This is a genomic window from Streptomyces sp. NPDC037288, assembly GCF_055603265.1.
In genome coordinates this window covers 93,730-115,727 of record NZ_JBVJVY010000018.1, presented here as the reverse complement: position 1 = coordinate 115,727, position 21,998 = coordinate 93,730, and the positions used below count along the sequence as shown (strand labels likewise).

15 protein-coding genes are annotated in these 21,998 nt (G+C 74.5%); 6 read left to right on the top strand and 9 right to left on the bottom strand.

Going from position 1 to position 21,998, the window contains the following annotated elements; all coding sequences use genetic code 11:
* Positions 1-58: 58 nt before the first annotated feature.
* Both ACZ7GZ_RS21385 and ACZ7GZ_RS21380 read right to left on the bottom strand, forming a co-directional pair.
* Positions 59-2,797, bottom strand: coding sequence for a SpoIIE family protein phosphatase (locus ACZ7GZ_RS21385; protein ID WP_471026339.1), 2,739 nt, complete (start codon positions 2,795-2,797; stop codon positions 59-61).
* Positions 2,798-2,880: 83 nt separating this feature from the next.
* Positions 2,881-5,391 carry a SpoIIE family protein phosphatase gene (locus ACZ7GZ_RS21380; protein WP_471026336.1) on the bottom strand — a complete coding sequence of 837 codons (2,511 nt, stop codon included), beginning with the start codon at positions 5,389-5,391 and terminating at the stop codon, positions 2,881-2,883.
* A gap of 243 nt (positions 5,392-5,634) precedes the next feature.
* Here ACZ7GZ_RS21380 and ACZ7GZ_RS21375 point away from each other — a divergent pair, with 243 nt between their 5' ends.
* Positions 5,635-7,029 (top strand): hypothetical protein, encoded by a 1,395-nt coding sequence (locus tag ACZ7GZ_RS21375; protein WP_471026334.1) that lies wholly within the window; start codon positions 5,635-5,637, stop codon positions 7,027-7,029.
* A gap of 1 nt (position 7,030) precedes the next feature.
* Here ACZ7GZ_RS21375 and ACZ7GZ_RS21370 read toward each other — a convergent pair whose 3' ends face one another.
* From ACZ7GZ_RS21370 to ACZ7GZ_RS21360, 3 genes are all read right to left on the bottom strand, one after another.
* The gene (locus ACZ7GZ_RS21370) at positions 7,031-7,759 is read right to left on the bottom strand and encodes a 2-phosphosulfolactate phosphatase (RefSeq protein WP_471026332.1); all 729 of its coding nucleotides are present in this window, start codon (positions 7,757-7,759) and stop codon (positions 7,031-7,033) included.
* 28 nt (positions 7,760-7,787) lie between these two features.
* Positions 7,788-8,075 carry a DUF1232 domain-containing protein gene (locus ACZ7GZ_RS21365; protein ID WP_471026330.1) on the bottom strand — a complete coding sequence of 96 codons (288 nt, stop codon included), beginning with the start codon at positions 8,073-8,075 and terminating at the stop codon, positions 7,788-7,790.
* Positions 8,076-8,293: 218 nt separating this feature from the next.
* A complete protein-coding gene (locus ACZ7GZ_RS21360) occupies positions 8,294-9,571 on the bottom strand; it encodes a hypothetical protein (RefSeq protein ID WP_471026329.1) in 1,278 nt (425 codons plus the stop codon).
* Between the two features lie 348 nt (positions 9,572-9,919).
* Here ACZ7GZ_RS21360 and ACZ7GZ_RS21355 point away from each other — a divergent pair, with 348 nt between their 5' ends.
* Entirely contained in the window at positions 9,920-10,315 is a 396-nt protein-coding gene (locus tag ACZ7GZ_RS21355; protein ID WP_471026418.1) for a PadR family transcriptional regulator, read from the top strand.
* Positions 10,312-11,313 carry a hypothetical protein gene (locus ACZ7GZ_RS21350; RefSeq protein WP_471026327.1) on the top strand — a complete coding sequence of 334 codons (1,002 nt, stop codon included), beginning with the start codon at positions 10,312-10,314 and terminating at the stop codon, positions 11,311-11,313. Before ACZ7GZ_RS21355 ends, ACZ7GZ_RS21350 begins: the two co-directional genes overlap by 4 nt.
* A gap of 259 nt (positions 11,314-11,572) precedes the next feature.
* Here ACZ7GZ_RS21350 and ACZ7GZ_RS21345 read toward each other — a convergent pair whose 3' ends face one another.
* Both ACZ7GZ_RS21345 and ACZ7GZ_RS21340 read right to left on the bottom strand, forming a co-directional pair.
* Positions 11,573-12,937 (bottom strand): FAD-dependent oxidoreductase, encoded by a 1,365-nt coding sequence (locus tag ACZ7GZ_RS21345; RefSeq protein WP_471026416.1) that lies wholly within the window; start codon positions 12,935-12,937, stop codon positions 11,573-11,575.
* A gap of 177 nt (positions 12,938-13,114) precedes the next feature.
* Positions 13,115-14,827 carry a C40 family peptidase gene (locus ACZ7GZ_RS21340; protein ID WP_471026326.1) on the bottom strand — a complete coding sequence of 571 codons (1,713 nt, stop codon included), beginning with the start codon at positions 14,825-14,827 and terminating at the stop codon, positions 13,115-13,117.
* Positions 14,828-15,196: 369 nt separating this feature from the next.
* Here ACZ7GZ_RS21340 and ACZ7GZ_RS21335 point away from each other — a divergent pair, with 369 nt between their 5' ends.
* Positions 15,197-17,197, top strand: a complete 2,001-nt coding sequence (locus ACZ7GZ_RS21335) for a DUF1996 domain-containing protein (RefSeq protein WP_471026415.1) — start codon at positions 15,197-15,199, stop codon at positions 17,195-17,197.
* A 122-nt stretch (positions 17,198-17,319) separates the two neighbouring features.
* Here ACZ7GZ_RS21335 and ACZ7GZ_RS21330 read toward each other — a convergent pair whose 3' ends face one another.
* Together ACZ7GZ_RS21330 and ACZ7GZ_RS21325 are read right to left on the bottom strand one after the other, a co-directional pair.
* Positions 17,320-18,018, bottom strand: coding sequence for a lipoprotein (locus ACZ7GZ_RS21330; protein ID WP_471026323.1), 699 nt, complete (start codon positions 18,016-18,018; stop codon positions 17,320-17,322).
* An 88-nt stretch (positions 18,019-18,106) separates the two neighbouring features.
* Complete coding sequence (locus ACZ7GZ_RS21325; RefSeq protein ID WP_471026321.1) at positions 18,107-19,051, bottom strand: GNAT family N-acetyltransferase; 945 nt, start codon at positions 19,049-19,051, stop codon at positions 18,107-18,109.
* Between the two features lie 103 nt (positions 19,052-19,154).
* On the opposite strand from ACZ7GZ_RS21325, the gene ACZ7GZ_RS21320 reads away from it, so the two are divergent.
* Together ACZ7GZ_RS21320 and ACZ7GZ_RS21315 are read left to right on the top strand one after the other, a co-directional pair.
* A complete protein-coding gene (locus ACZ7GZ_RS21320) occupies positions 19,155-19,613 on the top strand; it encodes a flavodoxin family protein (protein WP_471026319.1) in 459 nt (152 codons plus the stop codon).
* 206 nt (positions 19,614-19,819) lie between these two features.
* The gene (locus ACZ7GZ_RS21315) at positions 19,820-21,967 is read left to right on the top strand and encodes an acetoacetate decarboxylase family protein (protein ID WP_471026318.1); all 2,148 of its coding nucleotides are present in this window, start codon (positions 19,820-19,822) and stop codon (positions 21,965-21,967) included.
* Positions 21,968-21,998: the final 31 nt, after the last annotated feature.

Here is a 21,998-nt window from a genome sequence, read left to right as displayed (position 1 = left end):
ATGGCGACGAGTCCGTGGGTCCCCCCGCCTCGAAGAGGCCGGCGGGTCCGCGGCAGGGTCAGGGCAAGGGCTGCTCCGCCCAGATGATCTTGCCGTGCGGGGTGTACCGGGTGCCCCAGCGGTCCGCGAGCTGCGCGACCAGGAACAGGCCCCGGCCGCCCTCGTCGGTGCTCGCCGCGTACCGCAGGTGCGGCGAGGTGGTGCTGCGGTCGGAGACCTCGCAGATCAGCGTCCGGTCGCGCAGCAGCCGTACGCCGATGGGGCCGCGCCCGTAGCGGATGGCGTTGGTGACCAGCTCGCTCAGGATCAGCTCCGTCGTGAAGTCCAGCTCCGTCAGGCCCCAGTCGGCGAGCCGCCGTGTCACCGACGACCGGATCTCCGACACCGCCGCCGGGTCGGACGGCACCTGCCACTCGGCGACCCGGTCGGCGCCCAGTACCCGGGTGCGGGCGACGATCAGCGCGACGTCGTCGCTCGGCCGGGCCGGCAGCCGGCCCAGCACGGCACGGCAGGTCTCCTCCGGCGACGCGTCAGGCGTGCCGCGCAGGGCGTCGCTCAGCAGATCGAGACCCACGTCGATGTCCCGCTCGCGGTCCTCCACCAGCCCGTCGGTGTACAGCACCAGCCGGCTGCCCTCGGTCAGCTCCAGCTCGGCCGTCTCGAACGGCAGCCCGCCCAGCCCCAGCGGCGGCCCCGCGGGCACCTCGGGGAACTCCACCCGGCCGTCGGGGTGGACCAGCGCGGGCGGCGGATGGCCGGCCCGGGCCAGGGTGCAGACCCGCGCCACCGGGTCGTAGACCGCGTACAGACAGGTCGCGCCGGTGATCGCCGCGGTGCCGTCCGCGGCGGTCTCGTCCTGGTCGATCCGGCCGACCAGCTCGTCCAGCAGCCCGAGGAGTTCGTCCGGCGGCAGGTCCAACGCCGAGAAGTTGTGCACCGCCGTGCGCAGCCGGCCCATGGTGGCCGCCGCGTGCAGCCCGTGTCCCACCACGTCCCCCACCACCAGCGCCACCCGCGCGCCGGACAGCGGCAGCACGTCGAACCAGTCGCCGCCCACCCCGGCCTGCGCCGGCAGATAGCGGTAGGCGAGCTCCAGCGCGCCCTGCTCGGGCAGGCTGCGCGGCAGCAGACTGCGCTGCAGGGTGACCGCCATGCTGTGCTCGCGCGTGTATCTGCGGGCGTTGTCGATGGACACCGCCGCCCGCGCGACCAGCTCCTCGGCGAGGGCCAGCTCCTCGGCGTCGAACGGCTGCGGCTTCTCCGCCCGCCAGAAGTTCGCCACGCCCAGCACCAGGCTGCCCGCCCGGAGCGGCACGGTGATCAGCGAGTGGATGCCGTACGCCAGGACCTGGTCGGTGCGCTCCAGGTCCTGCGCGCGCCAGCCGGGCGCCTCGCGCAGCCGGGGCACCAGCACCGACTGCCCGGTGGTCAGGCTGCGCGCCTGCGGCGAGGTGGCCACGAACCGGATCCGCTCGCCGACCGGGTACAGGGGTTCGTCCTTGCGGATCCCGGCACAGGCGGCACGGCGCAGCGCCGTGCCCGGCCTCGGCTCCTCGCCGTGCAGCACCGCGTCGAACAGATCGACGGTGGCGAAGTCCGCGAACCGGGGCACCGCCAGCTCGGCCAGCTCCTCGGCGGTACGGCTCACGTCCAGGCTGGTGCCGATGCCCACTCCGGCGTCGTACAGCATGTTCAGCCGTTCCCGTGCCACCTCGGCACGGCCGGACAGGGCGCGCAGCTCGGTGGAGTCGCGCAGCGTCGTGACACTGCCGGCGGGGCCGCCGCGCAGGTCGGTGGGGCGCTGGTTGATGGCCAGCAGCCGGTCCTTGACGAGGTGCACCTCGTCCGTGGCCACCCGGCCCGAGGCCAGCAGCGCCGCCGTCTCGCCGTCCAGTCCCAGCTCCAGCACGCTGCGCAGCTCGGCGTTCCGCGGCAGGTCGAGCAGGCGGTGCGCCTCGTCGTTCGCGAGCAGCAGCCGGCCGTCGCCGCCGACGATGAGCACACCCTCACGGACCGCGTGCAGCACCGCGTCATGGTGCTCGTACATGCGCGTCATCTCGTACGGTCCCAGGCCGTGCGTCTGACGCAGCAGCCGTCTGCTGACCAGGGCCGTGCCCGCGGTGGCCAGCGCGAGCGCCGCCGCTGCCGCCGCGAGCAGCAGGGGCAGCTGCTGGGCGGCGGCCCCGCCCACGTGCGCGGTGGTGATCCCGGCCGACACCAGACCCACCACCGTGCCGCCCGCGTCCTTCACCGGCACCACGACCTGCACCAGCGGGCCTATCGTCCCGTTGACGTGCTCGGTGACCGTGCCCCCGGCCAGCGCCGGGCCGATCGTGCCGACGAACTTCTTGCCGATGCGGTCGGGCTTGGGGTGCGTATAACGGATGCCGTCGGTGTCCATCACGACGATGAAGTCCACGCCGGTCGCCTTGCGGGCCGCCTCCGCGCGCGGCTGCAGCACGGCCGTGGGATCGGGGGAGCGCAGCGCGGCGGCCGTGCCGGGCGCGTTCGCGAACGTCTCCGCGACGGCGAGCGACCGGTTCTGCGCCTCCAGATCGCTGTCGTGCCGCACCTGCAGCACCTGCGCCACCACCGCCGAGACGACCAGTAGCAGCACGATCACCACTTGGAGGACGAAAACCTGCCCGGCGACGCTGCGCCCGGTCACCGCGGACCGCAGCACCCCGGGCCGGCTGCCGTTTTCACCCGGGCCGTCGGGCCGCGGGCCCTGCGCTGCGCGCGGGTGCCCGAAAGGACGGGGCGGCCGGGTCGCAGGCCTGCCGGGCAGTCGCACCATGTGCCCATGTCTACACTGCCCGGCTCCGTCAGGCGAGACTGCGGCCCGTTGCGGCGGTTGCCGATCGGTGTGACATGCTCCGGTCACCGGTGACGCAGGGGAGCCGAACGGCGGGCGGCGAGCAGCAGCGCCACGTCGTCGGGGCGGTCGGTGGCATGCCGGGCGGTGGCCGTGAGCCGGTCGGCGACCCCGGCCAGGGACCGCCCGCCGCGCCGTCCGGCCGCGGATCCGGCCCTGTTCAGCGCCAGCCGCAGCGCCGTGATGCCGTCGTCGATGTCCGCACCCGGCCGCTCCACCAGCCCGTCCGTGTACAGGGCGAGGATCGCGTCCGGCTCCAGCACCAGCTCGGTCACCGGGTACCGGGCCCGCGGGTCGACACCGAGGACGACACCGCCCGGGATGTCCAGTACCCGGGTCGGTCCGCTGGGCGGGCGCAGCAGCGGCGGCGGATGCCCCGCCCGGGCGATCCGGACCCGGCCGGTGGCGGGGTCCAGCCGCAGATAGCAGCAGCTGGCGAACTGACCGGGATCGAGGTCGATCAGCAGGTGGTTGGTGCCGCTCATCACCTCGTCGGGCGGCCGGTCGCCCAGCGCGAACGCGCGCACCGCGGTGCGCAGCTGCCCCATCGTGGCCGCCGCCTGCACCCCGTGCCCCTGCACATCACCGATCACCAGCGCGAGCCCGTCACCGGCCTCCACCACGTCGTACCAGTCGCCGCCCACGTCCATGCCCTGCGTGCCGGGCAGATACCGGCCCGCGGTCTCCACCTGCGGATGCGCCGACAGCCGGCGGGGCAGCAGAGCCTGCTGCAGACCGCGGGCGAGGGCCGCCTCGCTGTCGTAGCGCTGGGCCCGCTCCATGGCGTGCGCGATCAGCCCGGCGAGCGCGGTGAGGACCGTGCGCTCCTCCGTGCTGAAACTGCGCTGCCGTTCGAAACCGAGGATGCAGGAGCCGACCGGCCGGCCGGACGCGATCAGCGGCAGGAAGGCGCGGGCGCCCTCGTCGGCGTCCAGCGGGATGCCCGGGTAGGCGACCGCGATCTGCTGCATCGACTCGAAGAACAGCGGCCGGCCCGTGGTGAGGGTCTCCACGCCCGGCACGCGCGCGTCCAGGCCGACTCCCTCGAACGGGGCCAGGAACCCTTGCGGGAAGCCGGTCTCCCAGGCGAGGTACAGATGCCGCTCCTGCAACAGGTAGATGGCGAGGCGACGGCCGCCGAACGCGGGCAGCAGCTCCTGCATCACCACGGCCGACACCTGCCGGGCGGTCACCGCGTCCGTCAGCGCGATGGCCAGGGCGATCGGCCGGTACAGCGGGGCCATCGAGTGGTCGGCCGCCGCGGTGTCCTCCGGGACATGCTCCTCGACGACCGGTTCGACCGGTGTGTCCATGCGGCTGGCCGGGACGAGTGTGCAGGTCAGCAGGTCTTCACCGGGATGCACCGACACGGCGAGCCAGTCGCCCGCCCCCGGCTCGGCGCGGTCGTCGGCCGGCCGGCGCACATGGAAGTGCACCGGCTCCTGGGCCAGCAGGGCGCCGCGCAGATGGTCGTCGTACGGCGGACCGGCCAGCCACGGCATCGCCTCCCACAGGGGCCGCCCGAGCAGCCACTCGCGCTCCCGTCCGGCGAGCCGGGCCGCGGCCTGGTTGGCGTACACGACCAGACCCACCCGGTCCAGGCAGAACACGCCCTGCGGCAGCAGGTCGGCCGCGCCCTCCGCGGAGGCGGCGGGACCGGGCTCGAACACCACCCCGCCGACCCGCTCCGCCGCCCCTTCCGGGGCGGCCGGCCACAGGTGCAGCAGCCGCGGTGTGCCGTCCCGCCCGCGCAGGCACAGCGGCGCGGCGGGCGGCCTCCCGGCGGCGGTGTCGCGCAGCGCGGTCAGGATCCGGTGCGCGTCGTGCGGGGCCACGGCGTCCGCGAGTGCCGCGTCACTCCCCACGACATCCCCGGGGCGCAGACCGAGGAGGCCGTTCAACCGCTCGTCCGCGTGTACCGCGCAGCTCTCGGGATCCCAGTCGAACTGCGCCACGACCGCCTGCGCGGGCCGGCTCACGGGCGGCCGTACGCACAGCGGCTCGCCGTCCCAGACCACCGCGCCGGCGTCCCCGTCGGCGAGTGCGAGCAGCTCGGCGCCCAGTCCCTCGGCCAGCCGGGCGAGCAACTCGGGGTCCGGCAGTTCGTCCGCCGTGTCCGCGACCGCCGGGTGCAGCACCGTGAGCACCCCGAGCGGCTCGCTCCCGCCCGGCACCGGGACGTGCACCGACCCGAACGGGAAGGGCAGGCCCGCGGCGAACTGCGGATACCGGCGCACCGTCTCGGCGGCGTTCGGCAGCACCACCTGCACGCCGAGGCGATAGGCGTCGGCGACGGGGAAGGGGCGGCCGATGTGCAGCCGCCACCAGGCCCGGAACAGCGGGCCGGGAAGCCCGGCGAGCACCGCCAGACGCAGCAGACCGGGGGTGCCGGACCGCAGATAGACACCCGCCACCCGGCCGCCGGCCGCGCCGAGGGCGCCGGTCGAGGCCTCGGCCAGCAACGTGGCCAGCCGGGTCCGCATGCGGACCACCTGCTCGCCACCGCTCCCAGCCATCGCCCCTGCCTCGTCCCATGCGCCTTCGGGTGGATGACACAGCAAGAATGCGCCCGGAGGACCATGCGACGCACCTGGGAGAGGGCGGTGAAACCTGGAGAAGGCCCGCACCCGCCGGGCCGCCTCACACCAGTGCCCCACCGGAGTGGCGGGCGCACCGACACGCTCCTACTAATGGACTGCGTAATGCCGCGGCCGTGCGCGGGGGCGCAGCCGCGCCCGCACCCTGCGACTGGAGCCGAGATGACGACCCGCTCTCCGTCCCCCCGTCCCGACGACGCCCTCATATCCTCCGCGCCGGTCCTCACCCCGTCCCCCCAGTTCGTGACGTGGCCGCCCACGCCCCCGGAGCCGATCCCCGAAACCCCCGACGAGAGTCCTCCGGACGGTCCTCACGAGCGGTCCGCCGGTACCGCGCACGCCGGCACACCGTGCGACGACGCCCCGCGCGAGGACGCCCCGTGCCAGGGCGACCTTCCGTACGACGACCCGTTGCAGGGCCTGGTCCGCGCGGCCGTCGCCGACCGCCCGGTCGAGGACGTCGTCCGGCTCATCACTCTGTTGGAGAACTCGGCCGAGCACCCCCGGGCGACGGCCGACGCGTTGCGCGCGATCGGGGTCGACCGGTCCGTGGAGGACCTCGCACGCCTGGTGGCCCTGCTGACCGAGCCGCCGCGGAACACCGACAGCGCCGACGAGGTGATCCGCGCCGCCGCCGAACGCCGGCCCCTGGACGAGGTCGCCCGGCTCGTGCAGCTGCTGCACCGAGCAACCGTCGAACCGCACTGCGGACAGGCCGCGCTGCGGGCCGCGGCCGCCAACCGGCCCGTCGAGGAACTCGCCGAGCTGATCGCCCGGCTGGCCGCGGACCGCCCGGGCCACGAGACCCTCCTGTTCGAGGCTCCGCTGCCCGAGACCCCCTCGCCCCAGCCCCCTTTGCCCCAGACCGCGCTGCCGGGGTCCCCGCTGCCCGGCGCCGCGCTGCGTAAGACGCCGCTGCACGAGATGCGGTACTCCGATCCCGCCACCCTCGCGTCCGCCGGACCCGTGGCTGCGGAACCGGGGGCCGTCGAACCCGTGGCTGCGGAACCCGTGGCCGCGCCCGACGACACGGTCGCGGCGGCCCCCGGCGGGAGGGGCGGCCCGGGGAAGGAACGGCCGGCGAAGGTCAGGCCCGCAGGCGGCCGGCCGGTGCCGCTTCGCCCGGCGAAGGGCCGGGACCAGGACGCCTGGAGGTCCGTGGCTCCCGCGTGGGGCGTGCGTGGCGCCGCGCTGCTGGTCTTCCTGTGCGGGGTGGCCCACGCCCCGCACTCCTGGCCCGGACCGTCCCAGGGCGTCGTCCCGGCCACCGTCATCGCCTCGGTCCTGTGCGTCCTGCTGGCCCTCGCGCTGCCCGCCCGGTCGTCGCAGGCCCGGCTCGTCACGGCGACCGCCGCGCTCGGTGTCACGGCGGCGCTCGCCGCCGGACAGCTGCTCGGCGGATGGTCCGGCGTGCCCGGCCCGTCCCGGCCCTGGGACGCGACCCTGGCCCCGCCGTGGCTCGCCTACACTTCGGCAGCGGTGGCCGCGCTCGCGGCCCTCGCGGTGCTGCTGGGCACCCTGGTGGCGGGCAGCGACCGCCGCGCGGACGCGGGCTGACTCAGACCGCCGGGCGCGCCGGTCCGCCGCGGCCCGGATCCCCGCTGCCGGCGTCCACCGGACGCAGCACCAGACGACCGTCCACCCGGTCGGCCGCCATGGCGAACGGGAAGGCGTCCGCCTCCAGGCACATCGCCACGTCCTCGGGGTGGACACCGGCCCAGCCCCGCCGCACGCCGTCCGCGAGCCGCGCGGCGGCGTCGGAACGCCGGGCCCGCTCGAGATAGGGGGCCGGGTCGGCGTCGGCCGTGCGGACGCGGTCCGCGATGTACTCGGCGCACGCGCGATCCTCCTCCGCCCGGCCGCCGTCCCCGGTGACGACGAAGGTCACCGTCTCCGGCCGGGCCCGCCGCAGCACCTGCGCGGTCGCACCGGCCACCACGAAACTCGCGCACAGCAGCAGCCCGGCCTCCGCCACGGCCAGCGCCCCGGCCGTCCCGGCGGTGGTCTTCTGCACGACCGTACGGCCTCGCACGTCCAGCGAGCGCAGCCGGGCAGGGGAGTTGGCCAGGTCGAACCCCGGCACCGGCGCGCCGTCCTGGAAGGCGAGCCACCCCGGGTGACGGGCCTTCAGGTCCAGGGCCTCCTGCTGCGTGCCGGCGAAGACGATCCGCTCGGCACCGCGCCGGAACGCCCAGGCGGCCACGGTGAACGCACGCATGACGTCGATGACCACGGCCACGTCCGGGGCCGTCGGCGTACCGGGTGTACCGGTGAACTCGGTTCGCATCGCTCCATGATGAGGCCGCGGCGGCCGTTCAGGGCTCGGTCGGACCGGGCGGCAGCGGCCGGGCGGCGCGCAGGCTGCGCAGCGCCAGCAGCAGGACGGCGATGTCGTCCAGGTAGACAGGATCGGGCAGCAGGTCGGTGGGGAGCAGCAGATAGGCGATGGCGCCCCAGAACACCCAGCGCGGCCCCGTCGGCAGTCCGGCCCGCTGCAGCGCGCGCCGGGCACGCACCAGCCGCACGAGCAGTCCGAGGGCGACGACGAGCAGCACGGCCGCGACGACGGCGCCGATCACCAGCAGGGTGGTGGCGGAATCCATCCGGCCTCCTCCTTCCGGCCTCCGACGAGACGGCTCCGACGAGACGGCTGCGACGAGACGGCTACGACGAGACGGCTACGACGAGACGGCTACGACGACTTCCGGCTCCTACGGAGAGGGTGTGCGCCGACTGCCGGTCCCAAACCGTGCCGTCGCAGCGGGGCCGGGAGCCGTCGTGACCGTCCCCCGTAGGACCCGGCGGCCGGCGTGACCGACGGTCACGACCGCCGCTCCGTCCCGTCGCAGGTCTGCGTGCCGCCGCTCTGCGCCGCGGGTCCGGCCGACGCCGGTGTGTCCGGTGCGCCGCGGCTCGCCGGGTCCTCGGCGGGGCCCTGGGGGGCCGGCGGCAGCTGGCGGCGGGCCTTGGCCGCCGACCTCAGGCGTTCGAACGTCCGCGTCAGCGGCTGCAGCGCACCCGTTGTCCGGGACTCGGGCCGTTGCTGCGGCAGGGCGGGGACGGGGACGTCACGGTAGGCGGCGAGGGCCTCCAGGGCCTGCTCGGCGGCCTCCTTGTACAGGTCCCGGGACTTCGTCATCGCCTCCAGCGCCTCGGCGTACACGGCGACCAGCCGCCGTTCACGCTCCAGCTCCTCCTGGAGGGTCATCAGGGTCCAGTTCTCCCGCAGGTCGGTCAGCGCCTCCTCGACCTCGCGCGGTACCGGCCGGGGCAGGGCGACGAAGTGCCGCAGCACCGCGACGAGTTCGGCCGGTTCGGAACCGTCCAGGAAGACGCTGCGCACGCGGTGCTCGCCGCCGTCGTAGCCCTCCGGAGCAGGATCCGGAGGCAGCAGCACGGCGCCGCCGCGCGGCACCTCGACGCCGAGGTCCTTCAGTGCCCAGTTGACGGCACGGAACTGGTGCGGCGCGGCCCGGTGCTCGACGACGCGGTGCCTGAGGCCCGGCGGCAGCAGCCGGGCCAGCGGCAGCCGGCCCTGCTCGTCCGGGGTCATCGCCTCGTGCACGACGACGTTGACGCACCACGCCTCGCGCGCCGCCTCCCGCAGCCTGCGCCGCATCTCCTTGTCGTCCGCGGGCAGCGCGTTGACCTGCCGGAAGCGCACGCCGGCGACCGTGGCGTGGTGGTCCCAGGAGCCGTCCTCGCCGCCACCGCCCGCGGGCCAGAACAGCGTCGCCGGTGAGGGCCACGCCTCGTCCCACGGGCGCTCGGCCTCCGCGACGAGCCGCCACTCGTGCCCGGGGGGCCGGCCCTCGCGCGCCACAAGGGTGAGCCGGGCCCGCACGGTGACCGTGCCGCCGGCGCGCCAGCGCGCCTCGAAGACCCGCCGCCCCGAGTCCTCGCGGGGTTCGGCTGCGGGGGATTCACCTCCGGGGGATTCACCTACGGGGGGTTCGGCGAAGTCGTCGATGTCCCCGTTCTCCTTGTGCCGGCGCAGGGTGCGGCGGACGACCTCCTCGGGGGCGGGACCGGTGTGGCGGCCCCGGGCCGCCCAGAGGGTCTGCGGGATGGTGGCGCGGTCGGTGGCGGAGTTCGACATGAGCCAATCTGCTGATGGGGGCGGGTGTGTCTCCCAGTATCACCGCTCGCCCGTGCGTGACGTCGTCCGGGGCCGGGAGGCGGCGCGTGGCGGATCCCGCGCGCCCCCGCGCACGGGACGCGCGCCGTACACCCGGGGCGCGTGGGGCATGCGTCGGCCCGCCGTCCCTCACACGTGGTCGTGCCGTCGTACGGCGCCCAGAATGGTCCGCGAACGGGGTCCGCCCGTCCATCCGCTCAGGGGCGGACCCCGTTCCCATGGCACGCGGGTTCCGTCGGCACGCGCACGTGTCAGCCTCTCGATATATATCGGCAGGCGATATATTCTGGCTTCATGACAGCGAAGAGCATGACCCGGGCGGCGTTCTTCGTCCTGACGGCGCTCGCCGACCAGCCTCGGCACGGTTACGGCATCCTGCGCGAGACGGAGGAACTGTCCGGCGGAGAGGTGCAGTTGCGGGTCGGCACGCTGTACGGGGTGCTGGACCGGCTCACCGCCGACGGCCTGATCGTGCTGGACCGGGAAGAGGTCCAGCAGGGCCGGCTGCGGCGCTACTACCGGCTCACCGACGGCGGCGTCGCGGCCCTGGACGCGGAGGCCGAGCGGATGGCCGCCGGGGCCGGGGCGGCCAAGCGGCGCATCGCCGAGGGCCGCCGCGCCGGTGCCGCCGTCCGCCCCGCCGCCGAAGGCCCGGCCGGGCTCGAACCCCCCACCGCACCCGGACTCGCGGGAGGTTACGCATGACCACGCTGCTGGAAGCCCGCTACCGAGCCGTCCTGCGCCTGCTCCCCGCCTACTACCGGCGCGAGCGGGAGGAGGAGATGGTCGAGACGTATCTGGGCGACCTCGACCGCGACACACAGGACCAGAGCCGGCCCACGCTCGGCGAGGTGGCGAGCATCGCCGCCCTGGCGGTGCGCAGCCGCCTCGGCGCCGCAGGGGCGCCCCGCCCCTACGTGCTGCTCGGATCGGGCGCCCGGCTCTTCGCGCTGGTCGCCGTCCTGGTCCTGGCGGCCTCCGCCGTCGTCGAGCCGATCCTGCAGCTGACCTGGTCGTTCACCCGGGGAAGTGCCGAACGGCGGATGTTTTTCTCGGGGTTCACCGGCCAGGGGCTCCTGGGCGGGACGGTCGCCGTCGCCCAGTGGGTCCTGCCGCTGGGCTGGACAGCCGCCTACTTCGGCCTCCTGTACGGCCGCCGCCGCCTCGCCCGGACCGGTGTCCTGGTGGCCGCACTGCCCACTCTGTGGCCGCTGGTGTCCTCACTGACGGGGGCGACGACCATCGCGGAGCCCGCGTTCGTGGTGACGCTGGCGCTCCTCGCGTGGCTGCCGGCCCTCATGCTGTGCGCCGCCCACCACCGCGACGCGCCCCCGGCCCGGCTGCCGGCCGGCACCCCCGGGCTGGCCCTCATGGCGGCGTGCGTGGTGACGGGCGCGTCCCTGGTGCTGCTGCCCGGCGCCTCCGACCTGGTGTGGGGCCCCGGCAACTGCTTCGTCGTGGGCGCCCTCGGCTGGCTGCTGTGGAGCGTGCGCCGCACGGAGCGGGCCGCGCCGGGCGGTGCGCTCGCCCTCGCCGCGCTCGGCCTGCTCCTCCTGACCGTGCGCGTCGCCGCCCTCTACCCGTGGCTCGGGCTGCCCGAAGCCGCCGCGTACCTCCGCGGCGAGATCGCCCAGGCGGTTGCGCTCGCCCTGCTGACCGTGGTCCTGGCGGTGGCCGGCCGCCGCGAGTTCGCTCCACGCTGAGCCGCCTCGACGCCGGCGACACGCGGGAGACCGAGACGTCTCAAGCCCGGTGACCCGGAGGCGGAGAGGAGCGCGCTCGCGCCGGGTGCCGGACGCACGGCCTTCCCACGCGGCGCCTTGGAGGCTCCGGGGGCACTCCGTCTGCCGCTGGGGAACGGCAGGTTGACCGCCCGAGTGGGCGGGCCACCCAGGCCTGAACGGGGCGAGGGGGCCGGCGCTTCGGCGCCTGCCCCCTCGCGAGCCCTGCGGAATCGGGGACCTACGCCCCGCTCTCCCGCAGCATGTCCTCACGCTCGACGAGCTTCACGCGCTCGCGGCCCTGCGGCTCGCCCAGGGCCCGCTCGGCGGCGTCCAGCTTGTACCAGCCCTCCCAGGTGGTGAAGCGGACCTCGTGCTCGGCGAGGAAGGCGTCCACCGCCTCGGGGTCGGGCGCGCTGGGGGTGTGCAGCCTGCCGTTCGCGTAGTCGTCCAGCAGGTTGGCGACGGTCTCGTTGGCGTCACCCTTGGTGTGGCCGATCAGACCGATCGGGCCGCGCCGGATCCAGCCGGTGACGTAGGTGGACTGCAGGGGGGTGCCGCCCTCCTCGATGACCCGGCCGCCCTCGTCCGGGACCGTGCCCGTCTCGAGGTCCCAGGGCAGCTTGGGCAGCTTCTCGGAGAGGTAGCCGACCGCGCGGTAGACCGCCGTGACGTCCCAGTCCTTGAACTCACCGGTGCCCTTGACGTTGCCGGTGCCGTCCAGGGCGGTGCGCTCGGTGCGCAGGCCGACGACCTTGCCGTCCTCGCCGAGGATCTCCGCCGGGGACTCGAAGAAGTGCAGGAACAGCTTGTGCGGCCGGTCGCCGACGTCACGGATCGCCCAGTTCTCCAGCGTCTTGGCGACCATGTCGGCCTGCTTGTTGCCGCGCCGGGTCTCGATCGAGCCCTCGTCGTAGTCGATGTCCTCGGGGTCGACGATGACCTCGATGGTGGGGGAGTGGTCCAGCTCGCGCAGCTCCATCGGGCTGAACTTGGCCTGCGCCGGGCCGCGGCGGCCGAAGACGTGGATCTCCACGGCCTTGTTCGCCTTCAGGCCGTCGTAGACGTTCGGGGGTATCTCGGTCGGCAGCAGCTCGTCCGCCGTCTTGGCGAGGATCCGGGCCACGTCGAGGGCCACGTTGCCGACGCCGAGCACGGCCACCTTCTCGGCCTCCAGCGGCCAGGTGCGCGGCACGTCAGGGTGGCCGTCGTACCAGGACACGAAGTCGGCGGCGCCGTAGGAGCCGTCCAGGTCGATGCCGGGTACGGACAGCTCGCGGTCGGCCGTCGCGCCGGTGGAGAAGATCACCGCGTCGTAGAAGGCACGCAGGTCGTCGAGGCCGATGTCGGTCGGGTAGTCGACGTTGCCGAACAGGCGGATCTGCGGCTTGTCGAGCACCTGGTGCAGGGCGGTGATGATGCCCTTGATGCGCGGGTGGTCGGGGGCGACGCCGTACCGGATCAGGCCGAACGGGGCGGGCATCCGCTCGAAGAGGTCGATGGACACACCGGGGTCGGCGGCCACCTCGGACTTGAGCAGGGCGTCGGCGGCGTAGATCCCGGCGGGGCCGGCTCCGACGATGGCTACCCGCAGGGGGCGCGGCATGATCAGGTTCCCTTCGAGCGTGAATGGCGACTCGATCAAGAAGCCTAAACTAAGGCACACCTAAGTTGGTACGAGGGTCCCGTCTATGACCTCATAAGGGGATCTTATGACTCGCCCAGTGCTGTCTTATGGCCCGGGCTGCTCCCCGGAACCGTCCGGCACCGCCGCCGACCCCGGTCAGGCGGGCCGCACGATCCGGTGGATCGCCGACTCGCCGGCACCGTAGACCGACTCCTCGCGTATCGACGCCCCCGGGCCCGGCGCGTGCACCATCATGCCGCCGCCGACATGGAGGCCCACGTGCCGGTCGTCGTCGAAGAAGAGGACCAGATCACCGGGCTCCATCCCCGCGAGAGTGACCGGGGCGCCGGCGAGTGCCTGCTGGTGCGCGGCCCGCGGCAGCGTCACGCCGGCGGCCTTCCAGGCGGCCTGGGTGAGACTGGAGCAGTCGTACGAGTCCGGCCCCGTCGCACCCCACACGCACGGCTTCCCGATCTGTGCCCGAGCGAACGCGATGGCCTTGGCGGCCCGCACCGCCCGGGGTGACTCGGGCAGGGGCGGGAAGGAACCGGTACCGGTCACGGAGGCCCCGGTGGTGGACCAGGAGGACCAGGTGTCCTCGGCCGGTATCGCGGCGACCAACCCGTCCGGTGACGTCCACTGCGACTGCTGCCACTGACCGGTTCCGGGGTCCGAGGCGGGCTGCGCGGGAGATACGGGCGCGAGGGGCACGGCAGTGAGGGCGGTCGGCGGTGCGGGCGCAACGGGTGCGGCAGTGAGGAGGGCCGGCGGTGCGGGCGCAACGGAAGCGGGCGGCTCGGCCGCTAGGGACATGGGTGGTGATACCGGGACCGGTGCGGCCGGTGTGGTCGTCATGGGTGTCGGTGGCGCGGCCGTAACCGGCGTGGGCGGTGCGACCGAAACGGCAGCGGGCGGTGCCGCCGCGCTGGACGCGGGCGGCATGGCCGTGGCGGACGCGGGTGGTACGGCCATCGCGCCGACGAGTTGGGCGGCGTACCGGGAGATCACGTCACTCGCGGCGGCGAGCTTGCGCTGGTTGCCGGCCTTGGACGCGGCGGGGGAGGGGCGGCCCGGCGCGGTGGGGCCGGAGGGCGTCCACGGTTCCTGGGCCGGGACGTCCTGGGGCGCGGGCAGTCCGGTCACCGGAAGGACCGCCGTCTCGCCGGGGCCCGGGCCGGCCGGTTCCAGCGGAAGACCGAGCCCGGGAACATCCGGCACCGGTCGCGGCATCCCGACGTCGGCCGGTACTGCCTGCCCTTGCGCACCCACCAGGGCCGCGGGGCCCGGCAGCGCCGGTGCCGGTGTCCGCGCGCCGCGCGCTCCCGTACCGGCAGGGCCGGTCAACTCGTCGGCCACGCCGGGAAGTTCGGGGCGCCGAGGGGTGGGCAGCGCCGCGCGTCCGCCCTCTCGCGCGGCTCGGGCCAGTTGCTCGGGGTCCGGTGCCGGGCCGGCCGTCAGCTCGGCCACCGCGCGGTCGGCGGCCCGCTCCAGGGCCTCCGGCCGCCGAGCCGACAGGCCCGTTCCCAGCGCGTCCGGTGTGCCGCCCGGAAGGTCACCCCCCGTGCGCCCCCGGAGGCGCCCCGGAGCCGGGCGGTCGGGAAGCCGGTCGGCGGGCAGCACGGCGGGGACGGTCGGTCCGAGCTTGGCGCGCGCCATGTCGAACCACGGCCGGGCGACCTCGTCGAGAGCGGGATCCGGCCGCCGGCCCGACCGCTTGGCCAGCGGAACGCCCCGCGAGCGCGTCACCGAGGCCATGGCCCGCGTCGCGTTGTAGTTCCCCGTCGCGTTCTCGGCCTGGTCGTAGAGGGAGTTGATCCGCTGCCGGACCTCGTCCCGGTGCGGAACCTCGTCGCGGCTCTCCGGCGCCATGGAAGACATGCTCCTTCCTTGCCCCACGGGGCAGTTGGGCCGTCTCGTCCGGCTCCGTCGAGCGCCGGGCGGCCTCGCGTCAACCTAACCAACGTGTGTACCTCGTGTGAAGGTTGAGGCGTGGAATGTCCGATACGTATTTGTGATGTTCGTGGCGGCGTTCGAAGGGGAAGGGGAGGGATCCGCGTTTTCCTGTGAGATACCGGTGAATTCACGAGGCCGTTGAACACATCGCCGCCGCCCTCCGTATCAGGCGGGGGAGCTCCATGCCCGACCGGCGCACACACCACACAGGGGACGACCTTGGCACGCAACAACCGCAGACGCCCGACCGGCGTACGACGCGCGACCTTCGCAGCGGTCGCCCTGATGCTGGGTGGAGGCGGCCTCGTCGCGGCGAACGTCTACGCCTCGGCGACCGAGGGCTGGGGTGACGGGGCCGGCGCGAACGGCACCGGCCACGTCCTGTCCGCGGGCATGGCGACGATCGACTGCCCCGATGTCGGCAGCCGGCTGACCGCAGTACCGGACGCGGCCCGTTCCGACGTGGACCGCGAACTCGCCCTGCTGGACCGGCAGACGGCGGCGGCGTACCGGCAGCTCCAGCAGCAGCCGGGCCAGGCCGCCGGGCAGTCCACGGGCCAGGCCACGGGCCAGGCCTCCGGCTCCGTCGACGACACGATCATGAACCCGCTGAAGGAGCAGCGGGCCGCGGCGATAGGACGGATCGCCGACGCCATCGACCGGGTGGGGGAGCGCCCGCAGGGCCTGGACGCCCTGGCCGCCTGCACCCTGCGCCCCGCCGGCGGCGGGGCGGGTGACGCTGCTCAGGCGACCGCCGCCCCGAGCGGGGGTGCCCAGCAGACCGGAGCCGGCCAGGGCGGCAACGGACCGGTCGTCTCCGACTACGCGGACATCACCTCCGTACAGCCCGGCCTGCCGACCCCGCCGCAGCAGGCGGACGCCTCGCGCGGCACCTTCTCCTCCGAGTGCGGGGTCAACGCGAACGGCCTGTTCAACTCCGACAACGTCATCGTCGCTCCCGGCGTCTCCAACGGCGCCCACCACTTCCACGACTACGTCGGCAACCAGGGCAACAACGCCTTCGCGAGCGACGACGACCTGGCGAAGGCCGGGACGAGCTGTGCCGACCAGGGCGACAGGTCCACGTACTACTGGCCGGTGCTGCGCCTGCAGAACGGCACACAGGAACGCGACGCCGGTTCCCCGGGCGGCGGCACGGAGGGCAACGCGGGCCAGATCGTCACGCCCCGGCAGGTCACGCTGACGTTCGTGGGCAACCCACGCGGCAAGGTCACCGCCATGCCGCGGTTCCTGCGCATCATCACCGGCGACGCCAAGGCCTTCGTCAACGGGCCCGGCAACGCCAACGCGTCCTGGAGCTGCACCGGTTACGAGGACCGGCAGCTCAAGGACAAGTACCCGCTGTGCCCGCCGGGCAGTGACGTGGTGCGCACCTTCCGGTTCCAGAGCTGCTGGGACGGCCGCAACATCGACAGCGCCAACCACCGCACCCATGTGGCCTTCACCGCTCCCGACGGCTCCTGTCCGGCCGGCTTCCGCGCCATTCCGCAGCTGGTGCAGCGCATCGTCTACGACGTCAAGGCGCCGAGCGTCCAGGACGGCGGCCGTACGGTGCCGCTCTTCGCGGTCGATTCCTTCCCCGAGCAACTGCACAAGCCCGTCACCGACCACGGCGACTTCATCGACGTCTTCGACGAGGACCTGATGCGCGAGATGGTCGACTGCATCAACTCCGGCCGCACCTGCGGCCATGGCGGCGACGGCTCCGGTACGACGCCGGCCCCCACGGCGAGTTCCGGTTCCGGTGCTACGGCTGTCCCGGGCGACGGTGTGACGGAGCAGCCCGGCGGCACCGCCACCTCCGCACCGGCATCCTCGGCCGCCCAGCCCACCGAGAGGCCGAGGACCGACGCGACGACCACACCGCACCGCTCCACCCAGCGGCAACAGCAACAGCCCACCAAGCAGGACCAGCCCACCAAGCAGGACCAGCCCGCCGAGCCAGGTCAGCCCACCAAGGCGCAGAGCCGCCCCTCCCAGCAGAACGGCGGCACCACCCAGCACGGTCCCGCCCGGCAGGACAGCTCCGCGGCACCGGCCACACCGACACCGACACCGACACCCACACCCACGGCCGTCCAGTCCCCGCCCGCACAGGCCACCGCCGCCGGAAACGTCCCGCCCGCCTCCGCGCGGCCCCAACCGCAGGGCACGCAGGGCGCGCTCGCGGAGACCGGGGCGCATCTGTGGCCCGCGGCCCTCGGCACCCTGCTCGCCCTGTCGGGCCTGATCATGCTGCTCCGGGCCAGGCGCCTGCGCTACTGACCGCCGCCGCCCACGCCTTCGGCGACCGGCTCGGCCGCCACGGGATCCCCGTCGCGGACGCCGGATCTCTCACGTACCCGGGCCGGTCCATGACGTCGAGTGAGCGCGGCCCGCAGCTGCGCTCAGCTCAACTTCAGTGTCCGCTTGGCGAGTTCGTACGCGGGCCGCATCGCGTCGTGCTCCTCGCTGTCCATGCCGCCGAGGTGCAGGACGACCGGGCCGTCCGGCGTGCTGACCGCGAGGGCGGTCTCCTTCTTCGTCTCTTCCAGGAGCTTGCTGGTGTAGAGGTACTCCACTTCCACGCCGCTCAGTCCGCCGCCGGTCTTGACGGAGTGGTACTTCTCCTTGCTGACGTTGTCCTCCGCGGCGATGAACCGGCGCAGCACGCTGCCCGCGTCGGCGTCCCCTGGCTTGCCCGTCCACACGCGCAGGAAGCCGATGTGGCCCGCCGGTTTGGCGTCGATCTCGCAGGCCGTGGTGACCGGCCCCTGGCGCAGGAAGGCGTCGGCGAGTGCCCCGTTCAGGTCGCCGCCGGAGCCCTTCGAGGCTTTCGACAACTCCTTCCGGGCGTCGACCGGTTTGGCCCTCCAGTCCTTGGCGATGTCGAAACGGACGGGCAGTTCGCAGTTCGAACCGGCCGCACCGACCGAACCGCCGCTGGCCGTCGCCCTCCCCTCGGCCCCCTCGCTCCGGGCGCTCGGCGACGCGCTGGAAACGCGCTTCCCGTCACCGTCCGCCGACTCCGCGCACCCGCCCAGCACCGCCGCAAGCGTCACCGCCACGACCGCTCTGCCCCGCACGGACCCCACCCTGACCTGCACGTCCTTCTCCCCCTCCTGTTCAGGGGCGTCACTGTAACCGAGGGCACCGACAACGCCGAACGCCATGTCCCGCCGCCGCAGGTCCCGGTCAGTCGGTGACGAGTGCCTTGCAGTAGACCGTGGAGCTGCGCCGGACCGTCATGCCGAGGCGCTCGTAGAGCGAGAGCGCGCCGGTGCCGGAGTGGGTCCACAGGGTGCAGGCCGGCCTGCCGTGGTGGCGGAAGGCGCGGAACGCCTCCCACAACAGCGTGCGGGCGATGCCCCGGTCGCGGTGGTCGCGCCGTACCGCGACCCGCTCGACGTACCCCTCGTCGTGGCCCGGCACGTCCAGCGACAGCACCGCCCCGACCATCTGGTCGCCGGCGAGGGCCACCGGTGAGGCCGCCGGCAGGAACGTGGTGCGTTCGACGGTGCGCCGCGCCCACTCCGCGTAGCTCTTCCGCCGTGGCTGCCACTCGTCGAAGGCGTCCTCGGTGAGCCGGTACGCGGCCTGCTCGTCGCCGTGCCGGAACGGCCGTACGGTGATGCCCGCCGGCGGATCGGGCACCTCCGGTTCGTGCGGCAGCGCGATCTCCAGCAGCCACTCGGTGACTAGCCGGGAATACCCGCCGGCCCGCAGGAGCGCGGTGGCGGCGTGATCGGTGTCGGAGACGGTCTGCGCGATCCGGTCACTGCCCTGTTCCCGTGCCCGGGTCTCGGTCCAGGCGAGCAGCGCACCGCCGAGGCCCCGCCCCTGGTGAGCGGGGTGCACCTGGACCCCGGCCCGCCGTCCCCGCACCCAGCCGAAGCCGGCCGGTCCGCCCGCGCGGTCGTGCACGAGCAGCGTGTCGGACTCCGGCCGCACACCGGGCAGGGTGAGTTCGGCGGTGATCCGGTCGGCGCCGGTCACGGCGCGGCCGTCCAGCTCGCGCTCGCACGCGGCGACCAGCCGGCGGATCGCGCCCGCGTCCGCGATGCCGGCCGGCCGGCACCGGTAGCCGTCCGGCAGCCACTCCGGGGAGAGACCGGCCATGAGTGCGTCCGTACCGGTCACGGCAGCCCCTCCCGTCCGTCCCGTGCACAGCCTCTACCCCGCCGCGCCGCCTGCCACGCCCGCCGTTTGCGAGGGGACACGGGCGCACGGCAGGGTGCGGGGTGTGCCTACCTTGCTGATCGTCCATCACACCCCGTCGCCCAACTGCCAGGCGCTGTTCGAGGCCGTCGTCTCCGGCGCCACGACACCGGAGATCGAGGGTGTCCGCGTCGTCCGGCGGGCGGCCCTGTCCGCGACCGCCTCCGACGTCCTGGAAGCCGACGGCTATCTGCTCGGCACCCCGGCGAACCTGGGCTACATGTCCGGTGCGCTGAAGCACTTCTTCGACCAGATCTACTACCCCTGCCTGGACGAGACCCGCGGCCGGCCGTTCGGCTACTACGTCCACGGCGGCAATGACGTCACCGGTGCCGTCCGCGCCATCGAGGCCGTCACCACCGGCCTCGGCTGGCGCCGCGCGGCCGACGCGGTGACCGTCACCGGCGAGCCCGGCAAGGCCGGCACGCAGGCGTGCTGGGAACTGGGGGCGACGGTCGCGGCGGGGCTGATGCCGCAGGCGTGAGGCCGGACGGGCCCGTCTGCACGGGCCCGCGGGGCCGACCGAGAGCGACGGCGTGGTGTCCTCTGCCTGGACGGATGGAGGTGCGGGCCCGGTGCCGCTGGCCGACGATGGGACCGGGGTCGCGTCCCGCCGGCGCGGCCGAAGCCCGTCGTATGACGTCCTACTCGTCCTACGTCGTCGTACCTCGTCGAGCCAGGGAGCGTCGGATGCGAGCGGACGGCCACGCCCCCGGACGGTCCACGCCGGACGGCCAGGGCGCCGGTGAACTGCTGCGCCGGTGCGCGCGCGACATGGCCGGCGTCGCCGAGGACATCCTCGCGGTGTCGGTTCGCACCGGTACCGTGCTGCGGGCGGCGCCCCTGACCGTCACCGCGCGCCGGCGCCCCCGGACCGGCCTCGCAGCCCAGTGGGCGCTGCTGCGGGCCCTGACGAGCCGGCAGGGCCTCGGTGTCCCGGCGATCACCGCGCCGAAGGGCGGGAGCCGGGTGCCGGGCCGGGAGAGCCTGGCCGCGCTGGTCGCCGTCGCCTCGCTGCGTCTCAGGATCGCCGCCGTACTGGTCGACCACCCCGGGCTCGCCCGCGACCCGGGCATGCGCCGGCTGCTGGAGGCCGTCACCGCCGACCGCGACCCGCAGGCCGTACGGGCCCTGCGCGCGCTGTTCCGGGACCGCGGCGCCCAGCGCGCCCTGTCCGGACTCGCCCCGCTGATGACCGAACTCCTCGCCGTGCGCGCCCTGCTGGTGGACGGGACGGAGAACGGCGGTGCCGGCCGGGCGCTCGCGGCGGGGCGCGCGCCGGCCGCCGGCCCGCTCGGCCGCATCGGCACCCCGCACCCCGCGGCCGTGGACAAGGAAGAGGGCGCCGCCGAGCCCGTCGACCTCACCGACCAGGAGAAGCAGTTCATCGCCACCGAGGGCTCGTTCCTCGGGTTCCTGCGGAACATCGAGGTGCTGTCCACCGGCGGCCGGATCCTCGTGCAGAACGTGCGCGGTCCCGACGGGGTCGTCCGCTACGTCGTCCAGGCACCGGGCACGGCGCCGGGCCGCCCCCGCAACGACTCCCCGCAGGACTACGTCGACGCCTGGCGCGATCTGTTCACGACCGACTCGTCCTGCACCCGCTCGATCCTGGCCGCCCTGAAGGACTACGGCATCCCGCGCGGCGCCGACCTCGCGCTCGTCGGGCACGGCGAGGGCGGGACAGCGCTGCTGAACCTCGCCCACGACGAGGAGTTCTGCGGCACCTACCGGGTGACGCACGCCGTCACCGTCGGCTCCCCGGCCGGCACCGGCAAGCCCGCCGACCCGCGCACCTGGACCGCGAGCATCACCAACCGGCACGACCTGGTGCCCGCCCCGGACGGCCGGAGCCCGAGCACCGCCTTCGACCCGCACCCGAACCGGTACGCGGTCGCCTACCCCGGACCCACCCGCGAGTTCCCGCTGTGCCACATGCTCCGCGAGTACATCGAGCACCTGCGCACGGTCATCCCGGAGGTCCGCAAGAGCGTCGACGAGGCGCTCACACCGTACCGGGGCCCCATCGTGCGCACCCAGGCCTACCAGCCCAGGGACCGCGCCCACCCGCCCGAGGGCCACCCCTTCCTCACCCTGCCCACCAGCTCGGTGCCCACGACGGCCGGCCCGGTCGACGTACCGGTGCGCTTCTACGACTCCTCCGCCGCCCACCTGTGCTTCCCCGTCCCCGCCGACCCGGCACGCGGTCTGCTGCCCGGCGTCACCTGGCTGACCCCGGGCCGGCTGGGCCGGCGGGCCCTCGCCGTGCTGTCGCTCTACGAGCACCGCTGCACCACCATCGGCCCCTACACCGAGATCGCCCTGTCCGTCCTGGTCGACGACCTGTGGCGGCCCCGCCGGTACGACATCGCCGCGGACCTGCTGCGCCGCGCCGACCTGCGCCGCACCGGCCGGTACGTCCTCGCCGTGGCCGTCACCAGCGAGGAGGCCCGCGTGGTCGCCCGGGAGATCTGGGGCCAGCCCGCGACACTGACCACCGCCGAGGCCGACCTGACGGGCCGGCGGATCGACGTACGGTCCCGGGACCTCGGCCTCGCCGTCCACGGCCGGCTCGGGCCGGGCATCCGCTGCCCGCAGGCCGACTGGGTCCTCTACGGCCGCCGGGGCCAGAGCACCGTACGCACCCTGGTCCGGGCCCACGGCAGGCCGCGGCTGCACCCCGGCACCGGCGTACGGCTGCGGCTGGACACCGCGGCGGCCGAATCCCTCGCCGGACCGCTGCGGCGGCTCGGCATCGGCACGGCCCGGCCCCTGTTCGTCGTGACCTGTCCCCAGGTCCTGGTCCACCGCAGTGCCGGCGCCGTCCTGCCACGGTGACGCCCGTGCCCCCGAACCCGTCGAGTGGAGC

Excerpts from the sequence above, each read along its gene's own strand:
- ACZ7GZ_RS21385 (WP_471026339.1), bottom strand. The coding sequence starts at position 2,797 with ATGGTGCGACTGCCCGGCAGGCCTGCGACCCGGCCGCCCCGTCCTTTC.
- ACZ7GZ_RS21360 (WP_471026329.1), bottom strand. The coding sequence starts at position 9,571 with ATGTCGAACTCCGCCACCGACCGCGCCACCATCCCGCAGACCCTCTGG.
- ACZ7GZ_RS21380 (WP_471026336.1), bottom strand. The coding sequence starts at position 5,391 with ATGGCTGGGAGCGGTGGCGAGCAGGTGGTCCGCATGCGGACCCGGCTG.
- ACZ7GZ_RS21345 (WP_471026416.1), bottom strand. The coding sequence starts at position 12,937 with ATGCCGCGCCCCCTGCGGGTAGCCATCGTCGGAGCCGGCCCCGCCGGG.
- ACZ7GZ_RS21350 (WP_471026327.1), top strand. The coding sequence starts at position 10,312 with ATGACCACGCTGCTGGAAGCCCGCTACCGAGCCGTCCTGCGCCTGCTC.
- ACZ7GZ_RS21375 (WP_471026334.1), top strand. The coding sequence starts at position 5,635 with ATGACGACCCGCTCTCCGTCCCCCCGTCCCGACGACGCCCTCATATCC.
- ACZ7GZ_RS21315 (WP_471026318.1), top strand. The coding sequence starts at position 19,820 with ATGCGAGCGGACGGCCACGCCCCCGGACGGTCCACGCCGGACGGCCAG.
- ACZ7GZ_RS21370 (WP_471026332.1), bottom strand. The coding sequence starts at position 7,759 with ATGCGAACCGAGTTCACCGGTACACCCGGTACGCCGACGGCCCCGGAC.
- ACZ7GZ_RS21365 (WP_471026330.1), bottom strand. The coding sequence starts at position 8,075 with ATGGATTCCGCCACCACCCTGCTGGTGATCGGCGCCGTCGTCGCGGCC.
- ACZ7GZ_RS21340 (WP_471026326.1), bottom strand. The coding sequence starts at position 14,827 with ATGGCGCCGGAGAGCCGCGACGAGGTTCCGCACCGGGACGAGGTCCGG.
- ACZ7GZ_RS21355 (WP_471026418.1), top strand. The coding sequence starts at position 9,920 with ATGACCCGGGCGGCGTTCTTCGTCCTGACGGCGCTCGCCGACCAGCCT.
- ACZ7GZ_RS21335 (WP_471026415.1), top strand. The coding sequence starts at position 15,197 with ATGCTGGGTGGAGGCGGCCTCGTCGCGGCGAACGTCTACGCCTCGGCG.